The organism is Streptomyces caeruleatus, assembly GCF_001514235.1.
GTDB classification, from domain to species: Bacteria; Actinomycetota; Actinomycetes; order Streptomycetales; family Streptomycetaceae; genus Streptomyces; species Streptomyces caeruleatus.
This window is the reverse complement of record NZ_KQ948934.1, coordinates 20,617-38,993: the sequence shown is the minus strand read 5'-3', so window position 1 is coordinate 38,993 and position 18,377 is coordinate 20,617. Positions and strand designations below refer to the sequence as shown.

General features: G+C 71.9%; 10 protein-coding genes and 3 pseudogenes. 7 read left to right on the top strand and 6 right to left on the bottom strand.

What is annotated here, in order from left to right; genetic code table 11:
- Positions 1-7: 7 nt before the first annotated feature.
- Both AQJ67_RS30135 and AQJ67_RS30130 read right to left on the bottom strand, forming a co-directional pair.
- The gene (locus AQJ67_RS30135) at positions 8-859 is read right to left on the bottom strand and encodes a putative hydro-lyase (RefSeq protein ID WP_062722502.1); all 852 of its coding nucleotides are present in this window, start codon (positions 857-859) and stop codon (positions 8-10) included.
- A complete protein-coding gene (locus AQJ67_RS30130; protein WP_062722501.1) occupies positions 856-2,184 on the bottom strand; it encodes an MFS transporter in 1,329 nt (442 codons plus the stop codon). Before AQJ67_RS30130 ends, AQJ67_RS30135 begins: the two co-directional genes overlap by 4 nt.
- Before the next feature lie 129 nt (positions 2,185-2,313).
- Here AQJ67_RS30130 and AQJ67_RS30125 point away from each other — a divergent pair, with 129 nt between their 5' ends.
- The 4 genes from AQJ67_RS30125 to AQJ67_RS30110 all read left to right on the top strand — a co-directional run bounded on the left by AQJ67_RS30125 (position 2,314) and on the right by AQJ67_RS30110 (position 10,407).
- Complete coding sequence (locus AQJ67_RS30125) at positions 2,314-3,009, top strand: GntR family transcriptional regulator (protein ID WP_062722500.1); 696 nt, start codon at positions 2,314-2,316, stop codon at positions 3,007-3,009.
- Positions 3,010-3,179: 170 nt separating this feature from the next.
- On the top strand, positions 3,180-4,706 hold the full coding sequence (locus AQJ67_RS30120; RefSeq protein ID WP_062722499.1) for a hypothetical protein: 1,527 nt from the start codon (positions 3,180-3,182) through the stop codon (positions 4,704-4,706).
- 31 nt (positions 4,707-4,737) lie between these two features.
- Complete coding sequence (locus AQJ67_RS30115; protein ID WP_062722498.1) at positions 4,738-5,619, top strand: hypothetical protein; 882 nt, start codon at positions 4,738-4,740, stop codon at positions 5,617-5,619.
- An 87-nt stretch (positions 5,620-5,706) separates the two neighbouring features.
- A complete protein-coding gene (locus tag AQJ67_RS30110; RefSeq protein WP_062722497.1) occupies positions 5,707-10,407 on the top strand; it encodes a hypothetical protein in 4,701 nt (1,566 codons plus the stop codon).
- Positions 10,408-10,416: 9 nt separating this feature from the next.
- Here the strand turns inward: AQJ67_RS30110 and AQJ67_RS30105 are convergent.
- The 3 genes and pseudogenes from AQJ67_RS30105 to AQJ67_RS30095 all read right to left on the bottom strand — a co-directional run.
- Positions 10,417-11,548 (bottom strand): annotated as a pseudogene (locus AQJ67_RS30105) (GMC family oxidoreductase); the annotation flags it as partial.
- 33 nt (positions 11,549-11,581) lie between these two features.
- Positions 11,582-13,141, bottom strand: coding sequence for an APC family permease (locus AQJ67_RS30100; RefSeq protein WP_062722496.1), 1,560 nt, complete (start codon positions 13,139-13,141; stop codon positions 11,582-11,584).
- A 59-nt stretch (positions 13,142-13,200) separates the two neighbouring features.
- Positions 13,201-13,605 (bottom strand): annotated as a pseudogene (locus AQJ67_RS30095) (aldehyde dehydrogenase family protein); the annotation flags it as partial.
- Between AQJ67_RS30095 and AQJ67_RS30090 the strand changes: the two are divergent.
- A pseudogene (locus AQJ67_RS30090) lies at positions 13,584-13,837 on the top strand (oxidoreductase C-terminal domain-containing protein); the annotation flags it as partial. The pseudogenes AQJ67_RS30095 and AQJ67_RS30090 overlap by 22 nt on opposite strands.
- Positions 13,838-14,006: 169 nt before the next feature.
- Here AQJ67_RS30090 and AQJ67_RS30085 read toward each other — a convergent pair.
- The gene (locus AQJ67_RS30085) at positions 14,007-14,657 is read right to left on the bottom strand and encodes a hypothetical protein (RefSeq protein WP_062722493.1); all 651 of its coding nucleotides are present in this window, start codon (positions 14,655-14,657) and stop codon (positions 14,007-14,009) included.
- 422 nt (positions 14,658-15,079) lie between these two features.
- On the opposite strand from AQJ67_RS30085, the gene AQJ67_RS30080 reads away from it, so the two are divergent.
- Together AQJ67_RS30080 and AQJ67_RS30075 are read left to right on the top strand one after the other, a co-directional pair.
- Positions 15,080-17,938 (top strand): sensor histidine kinase, encoded by a 2,859-nt coding sequence (locus AQJ67_RS30080; protein WP_062722492.1) that lies wholly within the window; start codon positions 15,080-15,082, stop codon positions 17,936-17,938.
- The gene (locus AQJ67_RS30075) at positions 17,935-18,372 is read left to right on the top strand and encodes a roadblock/LC7 domain-containing protein (RefSeq protein WP_062722491.1); all 438 of its coding nucleotides are present in this window, start codon (positions 17,935-17,937) and stop codon (positions 18,370-18,372) included. The genes AQJ67_RS30080 and AQJ67_RS30075 overlap by 4 nt, the downstream gene beginning before the upstream one ends.
- Positions 18,373-18,377: the final 5 nt, after the last annotated feature.

Here is an 18,377-nt window from a genome sequence, read left to right as displayed (position 1 = left end):
CCTGTGGTCAGGCGACGATGCGGTACTGCTCGTCGCGGGCATCGGTCAGGAACATCTGGCCCGGTGCGTGGGTGATGGCGAACGGCGGGCGCGAGGCCGTCACGGCTGCCTGCGGGGTCACTCCGCAGGCCCAGAACATCGGGATGTCGTCCGTCTCCAAGTCGACCGGGTCGCCGAAATCGGGACGGTCGAGGTCGGTGATGCCGAGTGCCGAGGGATCGCCGCAGTGCACGGGGCCGCCGTGCACCGCGGGCAGCAGGCCCGTCTCGCGCAGGGCTGCCGCCACGTGCTGCGGCGGCACCGGGCGCATGGACACCACCATCGGGCCGTGCAGCCGTCCTGCCGGGCGGCACTGCCGAGTCGTGACGTACATCGGGACGTTACGGCCCTGCTCGACATGGCGGATCGGGACGCCCGCCCCGGCCAGCGCCGACTCGAAGGTGAAACTGCACCCGATCAGGAACGACACCAGATCGCCCCGCCAGTGCGCACGCACGTCCGTGGGCTCCTCCACCAACTCGCCGTCCCGCCACACCCGGTAGCGCGGCAGATCCGTGCGCAGGTCGGCGCCGTCCGCGAGGACGGTGGTCCAGGAACCGGCGTCCGTGACGTCGAGGACCGGGCAGGGCTTGGGGTTGCGCTGGCAGAACAGCAGCATGTCGTACGCCCAGTCGGCGGGCACCGAGATCAGGTTGACCTGGGTGTGCCCGGCGGCGACCCCGGCCGTGGGGCCCGTGAGGCCCGCCCGGAAGCGGTCGCGGGCGGTCGCGGGGCTCCACGCGTGCGCGTGCTCGTCGACGGCGGTAACGGGCCGGTCCGCCGTCGGGGGAGTGACCGGGCGGGCCTCCGTGCGGTTCACACCAGCTCCTTCCCGCGCGTCTCCGGCAGCCCGAGCAGGGCCAGCGCAGCGATGCCGTAGCCGATCGCGCCGAAGACCAGCGCGCCGCCCACGCCCCAGCTGTCGGCGAGGAAGCCGACCGTGGTGGGGAAGACGGCGCCGACCGCGCGGCCGGTGTTGTACGTGAAGCCCTGTCCCGTGCCGCGCACCGCCGTCGGGTACAGCTCGCTCAGGTAGGACCCGAAGCCGCTGAAGATCGCCGACATGCAGAACCCGAGCGGGAAACCGAGTACGAGGAGCAGGGTGTTGGCGCCGTCCGGGATGTTCGCGTACGCCAGGATGCAGACGGCCGACAGCAGCGCGAACAGCCAGATGTTGCGCCGGCGGCCCAGCCGGTCGGTGAGATAACCACCAGTCAGGTAGCCGATGAAGGCGCCCGAGATCAGGAACGTCAGATAGCCGCCGGTGCCGACGACCGACAGGTCGCGCTCGGTCTTCAGATACGTCGGCACCCAGGTGGCCAGCGTGTAGTAGCCACCCTGGACGCCGGTGGAGAGTAGCCCCGCGAAGACCGTTGTCCGCAACAGGCCGGGCTTGAAGATGGCCGTGAACGAGCCCTTCTGCGGGCTCTGTTCGCGTACGGCCACCGCCTCCGGCGCGTCGTGCACCCGGCGCCGCATCCAGATGACCAGCAGGGCGGGCAGCGCGCCGGTCCAGAACATCACGCGCCAGGCCAGGTCGTCGTCGGCGAGCGAGAAGACCAGGGTGTACATGATCGCGGCCAGAGCCCAGCCGACGGCCCAGGAGCTCTGGATCGCGCCGAGGGTGCGGCCCCGGTGCTTGGCGCTCGCGTACTCGGCGACCAGGATCGCGCCGACCGCCCACTCGCCGCCGAAGCCGAGGCCCTGGAGGGCGCGGAAGACCAGCAGCGTCTCGTAGTTGGGCGCGAAGCCGCAGGCGACGGTGAAGACCGCGTACGTGACGACCGTGATCATCAGCGCCCTGACCCGGCCGATCCGGTCGGCCAGCACGCCAGCGAGGGCGCCGCCGACCGCGGAGACCACCAGCGTGACGGTGGTGAACAGGCCGGTCTGGCCGCTGTCCAGACCGAAGTACGCGGCGAGCGCGACCATGCTGAGCGGCAGTGTGAAGTAGTCGTACGAATCCAGGGCATAGCCGCCGAAAGCGCCCGCGAAGGCGCGGCGGCCGCGCGGACCCAGGGCGCGCAGCCAGGCCAACGCGCCGTCGTCGGCGGCGTGTTCGTCAGCGGTGCGTTCGTCAGCGGTGCGTTCACCGGCGGTGGAGTAGGCGTCGGGCAGGGCCTTCGGTGGCGGGGGCGTGCTCATGGGCACCTCGCAGAGAGGGACGGAGGGTGCGGGACTGAGCTGAACGGTGAGCAGCAAGGTAGAGGATCGTTGAACGATCCTTCAATACCCCTGTTGTTTCGTTCTCGTCTCTGCGGTTGAATTCCGGGCATGGCAGAGCAGCTGGGCGGACTGGCCGACGACCGTGCCCTCCTGGGCCGCACGAGCACCGCGGAACGGGTCTCGGACATCCTCAGGAGCCGTATCGCCGAAGGGTTCTTCCCGCCCGGCACGCGGCTGTCGGAAGACAGCATCGGAGGGGCGCTCGGTGTGTCCCGCAACACACTGCGCGAGGCGTTCCGGCTGCTCACCCATGAACGGCTGCTGGTGCACGAGCTGAACCGGGGCGTGTTCGTCCGGGTCCTCGCCGTGGAGGACGTCGAGGACATCTACCGCACCCGACGCCTCGTCGAGTGTGCCGTCGTACGGGGTCTAGGTGAGCCGCCGTACGCTCTGGACAGCCTCGCGGCGGCCGTCGGGGAGGGCCGCCGGGCGTCCGCCGAGGATGACTGGAAAGGTGTGGGTACGGCCAATATCCACTTCCACCGGGAGCTGGTCGCCCTCGCGGGGAGCGCCCGCACGGACGAGCTGATGCGCAGCGTCTTCGCGGAGCTGCGCCTGGCCTTCCACGTGGTGGACGATCCGCGTCGGCTGCACGAGCCGTACCTCGCGCGCAACCGGGAGATCCTTCGGGCCCTGGAGGCGGGCGACAAGGGCGAGGCCGAGAAGCTGCTCGCGGTCTACCTCGACGATTCGCTGGACCGGGTCGTGGAGGTCTACCGGCGCCGGGTGACGGGCGCCTCGTAGGGGCGCGGGGCTGCGTCGACATGCGGTTCCGCCGCGCGGGCGCGAGCAACCACGGACGGCCCGCAGGCAAGCGATGACCCGCACCCCCCCCGCGACCCGCAGCCCCCGGCTCACCCGGCGGAGCGCTTCCGTTTGGGTCGATGTCAGACCCAGGACCTAGTCTGTGCACCGTGACTTCGCCTGCATCGACGGACCGTGTTCCGCCCCAGCTCAGCGCGGGACCGCGCCCGGCTCCGGGCCCGGCCGCCGACGAGGGCCTGGCGCGGCGGCTGCGCGCGCTCGCGTGCACCGCGCCGCTGCACGACCTGGACGCCCGCAAGGCCAACCTCGCCGGCGAGTACTCGGTGTACGGCATGGCCGAGGTGGCCCTCGCCGCCATCGACCTGGTCACCCTGAACATGGACTTCGACACGGGCGCCGACCACGATCAGGTCGTCGCCCGGCTCATCCCGCGCATCGCCGCCCAGGCCCCGCACCGCCCGGTCGCCGAGCACGAGCGGGTGGCCCGCTGGGTCCTGGAGAACCTGATCAACGTCGGCAGCGTGGACCGCGGCTTCCGCGCCGTGTACGGCACCTTCGCGCCGGACGGCAGCTATGTCCGCCGGGACTACGACTTCAAGCTGATCGAGGAGGTGCCGGGACCGGGCGGCACGGTGTACCTCCGCACGACGGACGAGGCGGTCAACGTCCTGGTCGGCGCCCTCGACACCGATGTCACCAGCGCCCAGATCGCCGCCGAGGTCAAGCTGGAGGTGCTGATCAACCGCGGCCGCCTCGCCGACGCCCAGCTGGCCGCCGAACAGGCCCGGTACCGCACCGTGCAGTACTCCGAGACGCTCCGCAGGGCCCTGGACGCGACCCGCCGCAACGTCCGCGCGGTCGACTGGCTGAACGCGGTGCCGGACATGATCGCCGAGGCACTCGACCACGTGGCCGACCGGTACCGTCACGAGAACGCGATCCTCACCAACATCCGCAAGGCCCGCGACGAGACCGAGGACCCGGAGCACAAGCGGCGCGCCGCCGAGCTGGTCGACATCGTCAAGGACTGCATCCGACGCCACACGCAGTTGCAGTCCCGCCTGCTGGAGGCCGGCCCGCTCTTCCGCGCCGAACAGGACCGGCAGGCCTTCGCGACACCGATGACGACATCGGGCATCGACCTGTACGGCCATCTCGTCGCCCCCGTCCTGCCGTTGCCCCTGGAGCAGTCCGTCCGGGTCACGGACGCCTTCTTCGCGCGCGGGACCGGGTTGCGTACGCCGGTTTCGGTGCGGGTGGGCGATCTCGTCGACATACTGCTGACGCCGCCCGTGGAGCGGGAGCACCTGGGCGCCGAGATGCCCGAGCCCGACCTCATCGCGACGCCGGACGACAGCCGGTTCAGCGAGGAGCAGCTGGCCGCGGCGATGGAGCTGCTCGACCTGCCGGCCGACGCACCGCGCAGACTCTCCGGACTGCTGGCCCAGGCACGTCGACAGGACCCCGATCTGCCCTACCTCGTCGCGCTGCTGGCCGTTCACGCGGCCAGCCCACCGGTCGGCACGGCCTACCGGCAGGGCGAGGAGAAGCTGCTGTTCGCCGTGGACGACGGGACCGAGCTGGACGATCCGGAGTTCGGCGGAGCCGACCTCATCGTCGGTACGGCCCTGCTGGACGCGGCCGGGATGGCGGCGGACAGGACGGAAGCAGCATGAGTGAGCGACAGCGCAGCAAGGAGCACCGACCGTGAGCGAGCACGTCGAATGGAGTGACACGGAGGCCCCCGCCCCATCGGCGACCGCCGCCGTCACCCCCGCCGACGCCGCCGACGCGGCCCGGCTGGTCGCCTTCGGCCTCCAGCCGAAGCTGCAGCCCGCGCGGGACCAGGAGTACGCGGAACTGTTGCGGCGGTACCGGGAGGACCCGCCGTTCGCCCGGCTCGCGGACGCCGTCGCCGCCGGGCTCGGACTGGTCGTGCTGGAAGTGTCCCCGCGCGCGGGGATGGCCGTGACGGCCGCCGAGGACTCCGTGTTCGCCGTCCGCATGGGCGACTACGCGCGTCGTACCTCCGCCGACGGCGGCGACCGTTTCCTGCACGGCCTGGCCCATCTCGCCATCGCCGCGATGGCGTTCCCCCGGCCCGAGGACCTCGCCGACGACGGCTACATCGGACGCGTCACGGTCAACGGCGTCGACGCCTTCGTACGGCAGGCGTGCCGGCGGCTGGAGGAGCGCGCCGACGAGCAGGGCGAGAACACCGACCCGGCGACGGACGCGCCCGGTCTGGAGGCCGCCTGGCGGATCTGGGTGAGACGCAGCGCGACCGGTGCCACCAAGGCCGCGCGCAGACTCGCCGGTTCCACCACCGGCATCGTCGGCAAGGCGGCCGCCTTCCTCACCGACTCCGGCTTCCTCCAGCGCACCGGCGACGACAACGGCGGCACGTACCGCACCACGGCCCGCTACCAGCTCCAGGTGCGTGACATGGCGGGCGGCGCGGCCATGGCCGAACTGCTGGAGCTGGGCGTGGTCCCGGTCACCGACGGCACTCCGACGCTGCTGGCCGCCGAGGACACGGAGGACCTGGACCTGGTGGCCGACGCCGGGCTGCCGTTCCACTCCGCCTGAGTGCCCTCGCCCCGAGTCCTGTTCGCCTGCATCCCCGACCGCCCCTGATCCGCCCAAGACCTAGCCGAAGACTTACGAGAGTCCGCCATGTACGAGCTGTCCCGGGTCCGCCTCTACTCCATCGGGCCGGCCGGTGCGCGCTACGCCGACACCGTGCTGGACCTGCGCGGTGTCGGTGAGCCCGTGCCCGATCCCGCGCCCACGCAGGCGGAGTTCTTCGAGGAGGAGCCCGTCGGGCCGCCGCGCCGGCCCGCTCCCGCCGGCGTGCTCTTCCTGGAGAACGGCGGCGGCAAGTCGGTCCTGCTCAAGCTGATCTTCTCCGTGATGCTGCCGGGCCACCGCAACACCCTCGGCGGCGCCAGCTCCGGAGTGCTGCGCAAGTTCCTGCTCGCCGACGACTGCGGGCATGTCGCGCTGGAGTGGCAGCACACGCTCACCGGAGAGTGCGTCGTCGTCGGCAAGGTCAGCGAGTGGCGCGGACGCCAGGTCTCCAACGACCCGCGCAAGTTCGCCGAGGCCTGGTACTCCTTCCGGCCGGGACCCGGGCTGAGCCTGGACAACCTGCCCGTCGCCGAGTCGACCGCCGTACGGCCGCCTGTCGAGGGCCAGTCGGGCGCCCAGGGCCGACGCCGCACCATGAAGGGCTTCCGGGACGCCATCACCGAGGCGGGCAAGGCCTACCCGCACCTGGAGGTGCACTGGGAGGAGATCCACGACCGCTGGATCGAGCACCTCGGCGACCTCGGGCTCGACCCCGAACTCTTCCGCTACCAGCGGGAGATGAACGCCGACGAAGGTGAGGCCGCCGGGCTCTTCGCGGTCAAGAAGGACTCCGACTTCACCGACCTGCTGCTGCGGGCCGTGACCGACACCCGCGACACCGACGGCCTCGCCGACCTGGTCAGCGGCTTCGGCAACAAGCTGGGCCGGCGCGCCGAGCTGATCGCCGAACGGGACTTCACCGGTGGGTCGGTCGACCTGCTCGGGCGGATCGTCGAGGCCGCCGAGACCCGTGCACGCGCGCGTGACATCCACGCCGGAGCCGAGCGGCGGACCCGGACCCTGGCCCGGCGGCTGTCCGCACGCGGTGTCCAGGAGCGCGTCCGGGCGGGCGACCTCGCCCAGCGGGTCACCGCCGCCGCGTACGCCGTCACCCACTCGGAGGCGGCGCGGGAGCGCAGCGCGCTGATCGCCGCCGAACTCGCCTACCGGCACGCCTCGTTGGCGCTCGCGGCGGCCGAGAAGACGGCGGCCGCGCAGAAGCGCGAACTCGCCGAGGCACGCACGCTGCACTCCGCCTGGCAGGCCGCCGAGACCGCCCTGCGCCACCGCGCCGCCGCCGACCGCGTCGCCCGCGTGGCCGCCGCGATCCAGGAGGCCGAGCGGGACGCGGCCCCAGCGCTGGCCGCCCGCGCCAAGGCCGCCGTCGATCTTGTACGGGCCCTGCAAGCGGCCGCTCAGGGAGCCGAGGCACTCGCCAACGAGGAGGAGGAGCGGTCCGCCGCCCTCCAGGAGGTCAGCGACTCCGCCTACCGGGACTCCACCGCCGCCGCCACCGAGGCACAGCGGGCCCGCAGCGAGGTCGGGCATCTGAAGCAGCGGCTGTCCGAGGTCGAGCAGGAGACCGCCGAGGCCGTGCGCGCGGGCTGGCTCGACGACAGCGCGCCCGACGCCGACCCGGCCCGCGCGGCCCTCGCGGCGAGCGACGCCGAGAAGTCAGCCGTCGCCGCCTGGGACACCGCCCGCGAGGCGTCGCGGCGCGCCTCGGAGCACGCGCGCGAAGCGGCCTCCACCGAGTCCCGCGCGGAGCTGACGGCGGCCCGCGCGGCGGACGCGGCGACCGCCGCTGAGCGTTCCTACGACGCCGAGCGCCGTCTCACCGAGGGGCTGGCGGCGGAGGAGCGGCTGGCCGAACTGATCGGTCTGACCGGCGATTTCGGGGAGACCGGCGATCTTGGCGCGCGGCGCGGTGCCGTGCCCGCTCCGCGCAGTGGTGACGACGGCAAGGGGGCCACACCCGCGCGCGACGGCGGGCTGGAGGCCGCCTCGGGTGCCGCCGCCGAAGGCGGCCTGACGCCCGAGGACCTCGACCGGTTCGCCGACGAGCTGCGTGAACTCCTCGACGACGCCGTCTCCGCCGCCGAGCGGCAGCTCTTCGAGCTGCGGACGGCAGCCGCCGACGACTCCCGGATCCTGGGCGCGCTCGGCGACGGCGGGCTGCTGCCGCCCGGCCCGGACGTGCTGGCCACCGTGGAGTTCCTCGGCGAGCAGGGCATCCCGGCCCTGCCCGGCTGGCGCTATCTCGCGCAGGCCGTCGACCCCGCCGACCACGCGCGCGTGCTGGCCGCCCGGCCCGAACTGGTCGACGGCGTGATCATCACCGACCCGGACACACACGCGCGTGCCCGCGAGGCGCTCGGCGACGCGGCGCTGCTGCCCCGCTCGGCCGTCGCGGTCGGCACGGCGGCGGCCCTGCTCGCCCCGACCCCGGCGCCCGACTCCCAGAGCGGGGACGTCTTCCTCGTACCGCCGAACCCGGCCATGCACGACGAGCACGCCGCCGACGAGGAGCGGCAGGCGCTGCGCGCGCGGGCGACCGAGCGGGACGAGGAGATCCGTACGCTCGCCGCCCGGCTCGGCAAGGACCGGGAACTGGCGGCGCGGCTCGCCTCCTGGCGGACCGGCTGCCCGGCCGGCCACCTGGTGGAACTGGCGCAGACCGCCCGGGACACGCGCGCGTTCGCCGAGGAGTCCGAGGCCGAGCTGGCCGAGGCGCGGACGGTGCGGGCCGAGGCCGACGAAGCCGCCGCCGAGGCCGCCCAGGTCCGTGACGAGCGGCAGGAGGCCGCACAGAAGGCCCGGCGCGCCGCCGACGCCCTCGCCGGACTCGCCTTCCGGCTGCGCGAGCGGTCCGGCTGGCAGGTCAAGCTGCGTGAACTCGCCGACGAGGCCACCGAGTCCGAGGCCCGCGCCCAGGTGTGCCTGGAGCGCGCCCGCGCCGCCGACGAGGACCGCCGTGCCGCCCAGCGCGCAGCCGACGACGCGCGCCGCACCGCACGTGCCCTGCGCGCCGAGCGCTCGGAGATCGCGGGCGCCCCCGACGACGTACCGGACACGGACGCCGACGCCGATGCCCCGAGGTCGTCCCTGCCCGCGCTGCGCGAGGCGTACCGGGCCGCCTCCCAGGTGTACGAGAAGGTCGGCGTCGGCGCCGATCTGCGGGCCGAGCAGGCCCGAGCGGAGAGCGACGAGAGCGCGGCCCGCGCGGAGCTGGACCGGCTGAGTAACAAGGTCCGTACCCGCGCCGAACAGCTCCTTCAGTCGCCCGACGGCTCCGACGGGCCCTCCCGGCAAGCGGCCGCCACGCGCGCGGAGGAGCTGGTCCAGCTCCTGGAGACCCGCATGTCCAGCGCGATGGAGCAGCTCGGAAGGCTGCGTGGCGAGGCCGAGCGGCACGCGCCCGAGGACGGCGAGGCGCACACCGAGCTGTCCGAGGAACTCCAGCCGCGTGACGCCGAGCACGCGCAGGCCCTGCTGCGCACGGCGACCGCCGAACTCGCCTCCCGCACCGAGGCGTTGACACGGGCCCGCGAGGCCCACGCCGAGCTCCTCGACGCGCACCGGGCCGCCGAGGACGCGGCCGGCGGCTTCGACGAGATCGCCGCGATGCTGCGCGACCTGCTGCGCGAGCACACCTCGGACGAGGAGCAGGAGACGCCGGAGCCGTACCCCGGCAGCCCGGAGGAGGCCCGGCAGTCCGCCGCCGAGGCCCGCCGGTCGCTGCGCGGCTGTGCCGCCGACCTCTCCGCCGCCGAGACCGCCGTACGCGAGGCGAGCGACGTGCTCGTACGGCACGCCAACTCCACCCGCTACGAGCAGGTCCGCACGCCCGCCCGCCAGCAGATCCGCGAGCTGCCCGCCTCCGCGCTGCCCGAGCACGCGCAGAAGTGGGCGGACGCCTTCGCGCCCCGGCTCCGCGTGCTCACCGACGAGTTGGCGCAGCTGGAGCGCAACCGCGACTCGATCGTGGACCGGCTCAGGGGCCTGGTCGAGTCGGCGCTGACCACCCTGCGGTCCGCCCAGCGGCTGTCCCGGCTCCCCGAGGGCCTCGGCGAGTGGTCCGGGCAGGAGTTCCTGCGTATCCGCTTCGAGGAGCCCGACCAGGCCACTCTCACCGAACGGCTGGGCGAGGTCATCGACGAGGCGACTCGTGCCGCGGTGAAGAAGAACTCGGACCTGCGGCGCGACGGCATGTCCCTGCTGCTGCGCGGCGTCGCCGCGGCCCTCCAGCCGAAGGGCGTCGCCGTCGAGATCCTCAAGCCGGACGCGGTGCTGCGGGCCGAGCGCGTGCCCGTGGGACAGATGGGCGACGTGTTCTCGGGCGGTCAGCTGCTCACGGCGGCCATCGCCCTGTACTGCACGATGGCCGCGCTGCGTTCGAACGACCGGGGCCGGGACAAGCACCGGCATGCCGGGACCCTGTTCCTCGACAACCCGATCGGCCGCGCCAACGCCACCTACCTGCTGGAACTCCAGCGCGCGGTGTCGGACGCGCTCGGCGTCCAGCTCCTCTACACCACCGGTCTGTTCGACACGACCGCGCTGGCCGAGTTCCCGCTGGTCATCCGACTGCGCAACGACGCCGACCTCAGGGCGGGCCTGAAGTACATCAGCGTGGAGGAACACCTCCGCCCGGGACTGCCCCAGCAGCCCCGGGCGGGGGAGGCGGTGCACAGCGAGATCACGGCGACGCGTATGTACAAGAAGCCCGCGAGCAACGCCCTCTGAGGCGAGTTCTCAGGCGTCGGCCTTCAGCAGGTCCGCGCACTTCTCGCCGATCATCATCGTCGTGATGCACGCCGGTCCACACGTCCGGGCCGGGCGCCAGCTCGGCGCCCGCCCAGCCGCCGAGCGCGGGCTGCGCGGCGATGCGACGCGCCAGCCTCAGCCCGTACGTCATCACCCGCACCTCGTGCTCGTGCGTGTGCTCGTGCGTGAAGGACTGCGGATCCACCGTCGGCTTGTCCCGGTAGTCCCGCGTCCGCAGCCGCACCGTCCCGCGTGACTTCGCGCGCGTGACGTTCGGGGTGAGGCATAAGGCGTTCTCCGACGTCGGGTAGCCGTGCCGGGCGGTGTTCATGTCGAACGGCACCGAGGCGTAGTGGAACATCAGGTCCGGTTGGTCCAGGCCGGGTTCGGTGTCGTAGAAGATGCCGGCCTGGCACCACTGGCTGGACATGGTGGTCATCGGCTGCCGGGCCTCCCACATGATGACGCCCTCGGGGTGGTCCTGGAGGTTCTCGCCCACGCCGGCCGCATCGACCACGACCTCGACGCCGACCTCACGCAGCTGCTCGGCCGGGCCGATGCCCGACAGCATCTGCAGCTTCGGCGAGTCGATCGCCCCGCAGAAGACGATCACCTCGCGCCGGGCCCGTACCGTCCGCGCGTGGATCAGGTCCGGGTCCAGATACTCGGCGCCCACGCAGCGCCGTCCGTCGAGGACCAGCTTCTTGGCGCGTACGCCCGTACGGACCTCTACGTTCCGCCGCTTGCCCATGACCGGGTGGAGATACGCCACGGACGAGGACTGGCGGACGTAGTTCTCGTCGGAGTTGATTTGGAACCAGTTGGCGCCGCGGCCCACCGTCGTCCCGGTGTTGAAGCCGACCGTGGGGATCCCGGCCTGCGCGCAGGCCTCCAACAGGGCCGTGCCGCACGGGTCCGCGCCCTTCAGCGTGCGCAGTTTCACCGGGCCGGTGCGGCCGTGGTGGTCGCCGGGAGCGTCGTTGTTCTCCAGCCGCCGGTAGAGCGGGAAGACGTCGGCCGCGCTCCAGCCCGTACAGCCCGCGGCCGCCCAGTCGTCGAGGTCCTCGGCCGGGGCCCGGAAGGCGATGCAGGAGTTGTGCGAGGAGCAGCCGCCCAGCACCGGCGGCACCGCGGGCGTCGAACTCGTCGACAGTCATGCGGAGTCGACCTCCTCGGTGGGCGTGGCCGGGGTCTCCAGGCTGTGTTCGGCGAGGACGCCGGTGCGGTGCCGCTGGACGAACCAGTAGTAGGCGAAGCCGCCGCCCGCGATGACCGCGACGAACAGCACCGCGCCCCATCGCAGATACCAGTGGTACGGAGCCGTCGCGTTGTAGACCGAGGCGCGCGGCCAGATCAGGTTGAGGGTCATGGCAGCGCCCCACACCACGGCGACGATGTTGACCAACAGCCCCCACCGGCCCAGGGAGAACTTGCCGTCGCCCGCCGGCTGCCACTTGCCGCGCAGTCGCGCCACCAGCATCGGCGCGGTGACCCCGAGGTAGGCGAGGTAGATCATGATGATGCCGATGCTGGTGACGACGGTGAAGATCTGCGGCTGGCGGATGTTGACCACCAGGATGGCGAGCGCCAGGACGCCGATGATCACGGTCGGCAGGATCGGTGTCTGGAAGCGCGGGCTGACCTTCGCCAGCTTCGACGAGGCTGGGAGGTTGTTGTCCCGCGCCATCGCGAACGCCAGCCGGATCGCCGCCGTGTGGACCGCCAGGGCGCACACCGTGACGGCGATCAGCACGCACCACAGCATGGCCTTGCCGGCCGTCGGGCCGAGGACGTTCAGCACGACGTACTGGAGGCCGTCCGTGGACAGCTCCTCGCCGTTCAGGCTGGAGACGCTCATCAGCGCGAGCAGCAGGATCAGGCCGCCGAGGACGAAGGAGGCCACGATGGCACGGATGATGGCACGCGGCGCGTTGCGTGACGGGTCCAGGCACTCCTCACCGAGGGAGGAGGCCGTGTCGAAGCCGTACATGACGTACGCGGACGCCAGTGAGGCCACCAGGAAGGCGCCCAGGTATCCGGCGCCGTAACCCGCGCTGGTGCCGTTCGTCTCCATGACCACCTGCGGGCCGCGGGTGATGTGGACGGCGAACAGGACGATCAATACGACAGTGGCGATCAACTCGATGAACACGCCCGCGGTGTTGATCCTCGCCATCAACTTGACTCCGACGGCGTTCACCAAGGTGGTGAAGAGGATCAACACCGCGGCCAGGATGACCGCGTTGGTCGCCACGTCGTACGTGCCGGTGCCGTCGCCCACGAGCTGGAAGGCCGACGAGATCTGGGGGAGCGTCAACTGGTAGGCCAGCGCCACGGCCGATATGGACACTATGGACGCGATCAACATCATCCAGCCGGCGAGCCACCCCAGATGCGGATTGCCGATCTTCTTCGACCAGTTGTAGACGGACCCCGCGACGGGATACCGGGCGGCCAGCTCCGCGAAGCAGAGGGCGACCATGAACTGGCCGACGAAGACCATCGGCCACGACCACCAGTAGGCGGGGCCGCCGCTGCCGTAGCCGAAGTAGAACAGCTGGAAGGTGCCGGTCAGGATCGAGATGTAGCTGATCCCGGCGGCGAAGGTGTGGAAGTTGCCGAGCGTGCGCTTGAGTTCGGGTTTGTAGCCGAACTCGGCGAGTTCGGCGTCGTCTTGACTGTGTGGAGTGGTCGGTTGCTCCGTTGCTGACATGAGCGGACTCCTCGTGGGCCGGGGAAGGGGGGAGGGAGTGGCTCGTGGGGATGTCGTGATCAGGGACAGGTGTTGAGCGTGCTGTTACCCGAGAGTGAGGCGAACCACCCCTGCGGTGTGGGATTGGTGTTGCGCCAGATGTGCTTCGTCTCGCGGTACTCGGCGAGCCCGGAGGGCCCGAGTTCGCGGCCGAAGCCGGACTGCTTGAAGCCACCCCACCCGGCCTGTGGGACATAGGGGTGGTAGTCGTTGATCCACACCGTGCCCAGGCGCAGCGCGGCCGCCACACGCGCCGCCTTCGCCTCGTCGCTCGTCCACACGGCGTCGGCGAGGCCGTAGATCGTGCCGTTCGCGAGCCGCACCGCCTGGTCCTCGCCGCTGAAGCGCTCCACGGTGAGCACCGGACCGAAGGACTCCTCCTGGACGATCGACATCCCCGCCGCGCACTCGTCCATTCTGGTCGGACCAGTACGGCGCACGCATCCAGTTCGTCGTCCGGCGTCAGGCGGGGACACGGTGCGTATCGTCGAAGGTGAACTCTCCGACGGAGCGCCGGCCGAGGACGGGTTCCTCGCTCTGTACGAACGGGACGGCCGTACGACCGCGGTCCTCTCGGTGGACCGTCCACGCCCCTTCATGCGAGCCCGGCGTGAACTGGTCTGTGGGGCGAACCAGGAACGGCCGGCCGTCGTATGACCTGATCTCTCAGGAGCCGTTCGCTCGACCTGGTCCCGGGCCGGCGGCAGCGGCACGCTGGAACGGCAGCGGCCCTGACCCTGTCCCCGGGTGGTTCGGAGCCGACTCGCCACCGCTGAGTGTCTGCGGGCGGCGCGGTGGCCTCCGGCTCCGCGCCGCTCGACCGTGCTCAGGAGTGCGACAGCTGCCCGGCCCCGCCCTGCCGCCGTATTCGTTCCTGTGCGCGCTCGGCCTGCCGTGCCTGGCGTCGAGCCCGCCGCCGCTCACGGCGCAGGGCGCGTGCCGTGCTGCTGGGCGTCGAGACCACGCCGTTGCGCTGCTTCCACACTTGGCGGGTCACCCAGACGTCCAGGGCACCCCACGTGGCCACCACGGTGCTGACCACACTGCTGATCACCATCGGGAAGGCCAGCCATGACCCCGCCATGGTGCACAGGAAGGCCACCATCGCCTGGATCAGTGTGACCGCGATGATCAGCACCGCCCGCACGGCCGACGTCCGCACCGGATCCGGCATCCGGGGCCGCCGGGCGTCCTCCTCCACCCACAGCGGCCGGTGGGTCGCCCAACCTCGGCTCGCCCCGCCGCCGCTCATCACGGCCGTACTCTCGCCTCTCGCGGCCTCGACGCCGGAGGGGACCGAGGTGTCGCGCTCGTCCGCTGTCAACGCACCCGCGCCCACCGGGACATCCCGGCCACCGCCCGTCGCCTCGCGCCCGTCCACCGGAATGTCGCGATCCAGCGCTTCGGTGCCGCGCCGCACCGTCACATGCGCCGTGGCGCCGTCCTCGGCTGCGTCGTGCCGCTCCGCCGTGCCCATCACCGTGTCACTCCCCACCGCCAGCAGACCGCTTGCCCGTGCCTGAAGACTCGGCTCCCCAGTGGCTGCCCGGCTTGCGCTGTTTTACGCCGCCCGGGTGACGGGATGCGGCTCCTGTGGCCCATTCCGTCCCCTTTCCCGTACAGAAGGACGATCGGCGCGTCCCGAAGATTCCCGAGAAAGATAAATTTCCGGCCAACTGGCCCCGCGGACTGGCCGGAACCGTTCGTGCGGGCGCCGGGGGATCACGGGAGGCAATCTCCCGCAATGCCCGGACAACTCCCCATGTCTCGTCGGCAGTGCGGAAGTTCAGCTTCCGGATCTCTCTTCGAGTTACTTGTGCGTCGGTAGTAGGCTCGCGCCAATTGTTGACGCACAGGTGTGCCCCCTGCCCGGTTGGGGGGTTTGAGCTGGGGGAGGCCATGCGCTTTCGCGGGAAGTCGATCCGCCGGAAGATGGTGGCGCTGCTTCTCGTGCCGCTGGTGTCCCTGACCGCCATCTGGGGCTTCGCCACGGTACTCACCGGGCGAGGTGTGGCCCAGCTGTTCACGGTGTCGTCCCTCGTCGAGAAGATCGGCTACTCCACCGAGGACGCCGTCCGCGTCCTGCAACAGGAACGCCGCCAGGCACTGGTCTATCTCGCCGATCGCCGGGCCTCGGACGCCCTGACCGCACTGCGGGCCACCCAGAACGCCACCGACGCCGCCGTCGCCGAGATCCGCAAGAACGCCAAGGACCCCGACGTCCGCGACGGACTGGACCAGGGCGACAGCGAACGCCTCACCGCCGTCCTCGACGCCTTCGAGGGCATCAGCCCCCTGCGCCGCAGCGTCGAGGACGGCACGGTCACCCGCACCAAGGCCCTCGGCCTCTACAACCGGCTCGTCGACCCCTGTTACACCCTGCTGGGCTCCCTCGACGGGATCGACAGCGTGGCGATGGACAAGCAGGCCCGCGCCCTCCTCAACGTCACCCGAGCCCGCGAACTGCTCTCCCGCGAGGACGCGTTGCTCAGCTCCGCCCTCGTGGTCGGAAAGCTCTCCCGCCAGGAGATACACGACGTCTCCGATCTCGTCGCCCAGCGCACGCTCATGTACGAGATCAGCCTGATGGATCTGCCCTCGTCGGAGCGTGAGCGCTACGAGCGCTTCTGGCGGAACGCCTCCACGGCGCCACTGAACGACGTCGAACAGGCCGTCATCGCCACCCAGCCCGGCAGGCCCAGCACCGTCGACGCCAAGACCTGGGACACCGCCGCCGCCGGCGTCCTCGACGAACTCAGCCAGATGAACGACGAGGCGGGCACCCGCTATCAGGACCGTGTCAGCCCCGTCGCGATGGGCGTCATCATCAAGGCGGCCATCGCCGGCGTACTCGGTCTGCTCGCCCTGCTGTTCTCGCTCATCCTGTCCGTGCGCATCGGTCGCGCCCTCATCCGCGATCTGCGACAACTGCGCCTGGACGCCCATGAGGCGTCCGGCGTACGGCTGCCCAGCGTGATGCGCCGCCTCTCCGCCGGCGAACAGGTCGACGTGGAGACCGAGGTCCCGCGCCTGGAGTACGACAAGAACGAGATCGGCGAGGTCGGCCAGGCTCTCAACACCCTCCAGCGCGCCGCCGTCGAGGCAGCCGTCAAGCAGGCCGAACTACGCGCAGGCGTCTCCGAGGTCTTCGTCAACCTCGCCCGCCGCAGCCAGGTCCTCCTCCACAAGCAGCTCACGCTCCTCGACACCATGGAACGCCGGACCGAGGACACCGACGAACTCGCCGACCTGTTCCGCCTGGACCACCTGACGACCCGTATGCGCCGGCACGCCGAGGGCCTGGTGATCCTCTCCGGCGCCGCCCCCTCCCGGCAGTGGCGCAAACCCGTACAGCTCATGGACGTCGTCCGTGCCGCCGTGGCCGAGGTCGAGGACTACGAGCGCATCGAGGTCCGCCGTCTGCCCCGCGTCGCCGTCACCGGCCCCGCCGTCGCGGACATCACCCACCTCGTGGCCGAACTCCTGGAGAACGCCACGGTGTTCTCCCCGCCGCACACCGCAGTCCAGGTGCTCGGCGAGCGGGTCGCCAACGGCTTCACCCTGGAGATCCACGACCGCGGCCTGGGTATGGCGGCCGACGTTCTGCTGGACGCCAACCTCCGGCTCGCCGAGACACCCGAGTTCGAACTGTCCGACACCGACCGGCTCGGCCTGTTCGTGGTCAGCCGCCTCGCCCAGCGGCAGAACGTCCGGGTCTCGCTGCAGCCGTCGCCGTACGGCGGGACCACCGCCGTCGTCTTCATCCCCGACGCGCTCCTTACTGATGACGTCCCGGACACCAACGGCATCGGTTTCCGCCTCGATCGCCCCACGCCCTCCAAGGAAGCCGAGCTGGAGGAGGCGCGCCGGGCCGCCCTGTCCCATGTCCCGGCCCGCGTACCCGGTCTGCCCGGGGCGCTCCTCGACGGCCCGGTCGAGCTGGAGGGTCCCGTCGATCTCGACGCCCTCAGCGACTTCCCGGACGGGCTCGACGACGAGGAAGCCGAGCGCGGGGGCCTCTTCCGCCCGCGTCGCACCCTCGCCGCCACGGAGGACGAGACGACGGGTCCCCTCGGCGAACAGCGCCCGGTCTCCGGCATCCACGGCGGACCGGCCCAGGCCGACCCGGACGACGAGGTGAGCGCCCCGGTTCCGCTGCCCCGCCGCAGCAGCAGGACGCCCAAGTTGGTCAGCTCGCACGGACGTCCGGTCACCGAGCAGCGCTCCCGCCGGGAGGAACCGGACCCGGAGCCTTCGCCGGGCCCGAGCCGGCCGGAGCCGAACGGCCTCGCTCCCTTGCCGACCCGCCGTCGCACTACCGGGCACCACGGCGAGGGAGCGGAAGCGCCCGACCGGATCGGCGGCCGCGGCCACGATTCGCCCTCCACTGGGCGCGGCACCGGTGAACCGCCGGAGCCCCCGGCTCTCCCGAGGCGCGCACGGCGTCCCGCCATCGCGTCGAGCAGCCCCGAAGACCCCGCCCCGGACCGGCCCGCAGCGCAACCGCAGACCGCCTCCGGCGTGGGACCGCTGCCCCGCCGTGTGCGACAGGCCAGCCTCGCTCCGCAGCTCAAACAGGGCCCCGCACAGCGCGGTGAGGACCGTGCGGAGCTCGCCGAGCGGGACGCGGACGAGGTCCGCAGCCGCATGGCCTCCCTCCAACGCGGCTGGCAGCGCGGCCGCCAGGAGAACGCCGAGGGCGAGGACGCCCACACCGGCACAGCACCACAACGAACGACTAAGGGGGACGGTCGATGACCGCACCGAAGGCGACCGGCCACACCGCGACCAACCAGGCCGGCGAGCTCAACTGGCTTCTCGACGATCTGGTGGACCGCGTCGCCAGCATTCGCAAGGCCCTCGTGCTCTCCGGCGACGGCCTGCCGACGGGCGTGTCCAAGGACCTGACCCGCGAGGACAGCGAGCACCTGGCCGCCGTCGCGTCCGGCTTCCACAGCCTCGCCAAGGGCGTGGGCCGCCACTTCGAGGCGGGCAACGTCCGGCAGACCGTCGTCGAACTCGACGACGCCTTCCTGTTTGTCACGGCCGCAGGCGACGGCAGCTGCCTCGCGGTCCTCTCGGACGCCGATTCCGACGTCGGCCTCGTCGCCTACGAGATGACGCTGCTCGTCAAGCGTGTCGGGGTGCACCTCGGTACCGCTCCGCGCACCGATCTGCCCGCGGGCGGGTAGTGGGA

Excerpts from the sequence above, each read along its gene's own strand:
- AQJ67_RS30130 (WP_062722501.1), bottom strand. The coding sequence starts at position 2,184 with ATGAGCACGCCCCCGCCACCGAAGGCCCTGCCCGACGCCTACTCCACC.
- AQJ67_RS30125 (WP_062722500.1), top strand. The coding sequence starts at position 2,314 with ATGGCAGAGCAGCTGGGCGGACTGGCCGACGACCGTGCCCTCCTGGGC.
- AQJ67_RS30110 (WP_062722497.1), top strand. The coding sequence starts at position 5,707 with ATGTACGAGCTGTCCCGGGTCCGCCTCTACTCCATCGGGCCGGCCGGT.
- AQJ67_RS30100 (WP_062722496.1), bottom strand. The coding sequence starts at position 13,141 with ATGTCAGCAACGGAGCAACCGACCACTCCACACAGTCAAGACGACGCC.
- AQJ67_RS30085 (WP_062722493.1), bottom strand. The coding sequence starts at position 14,657 with ATGGGCACGGCGGAGCGGCACGACGCAGCCGAGGACGGCGCCACGGCG.
- AQJ67_RS30080 (WP_062722492.1), top strand. The coding sequence starts at position 15,080 with ATGCGCTTTCGCGGGAAGTCGATCCGCCGGAAGATGGTGGCGCTGCTT.
- AQJ67_RS30075 (WP_062722491.1), top strand. The coding sequence starts at position 17,935 with ATGACCGCACCGAAGGCGACCGGCCACACCGCGACCAACCAGGCCGGC.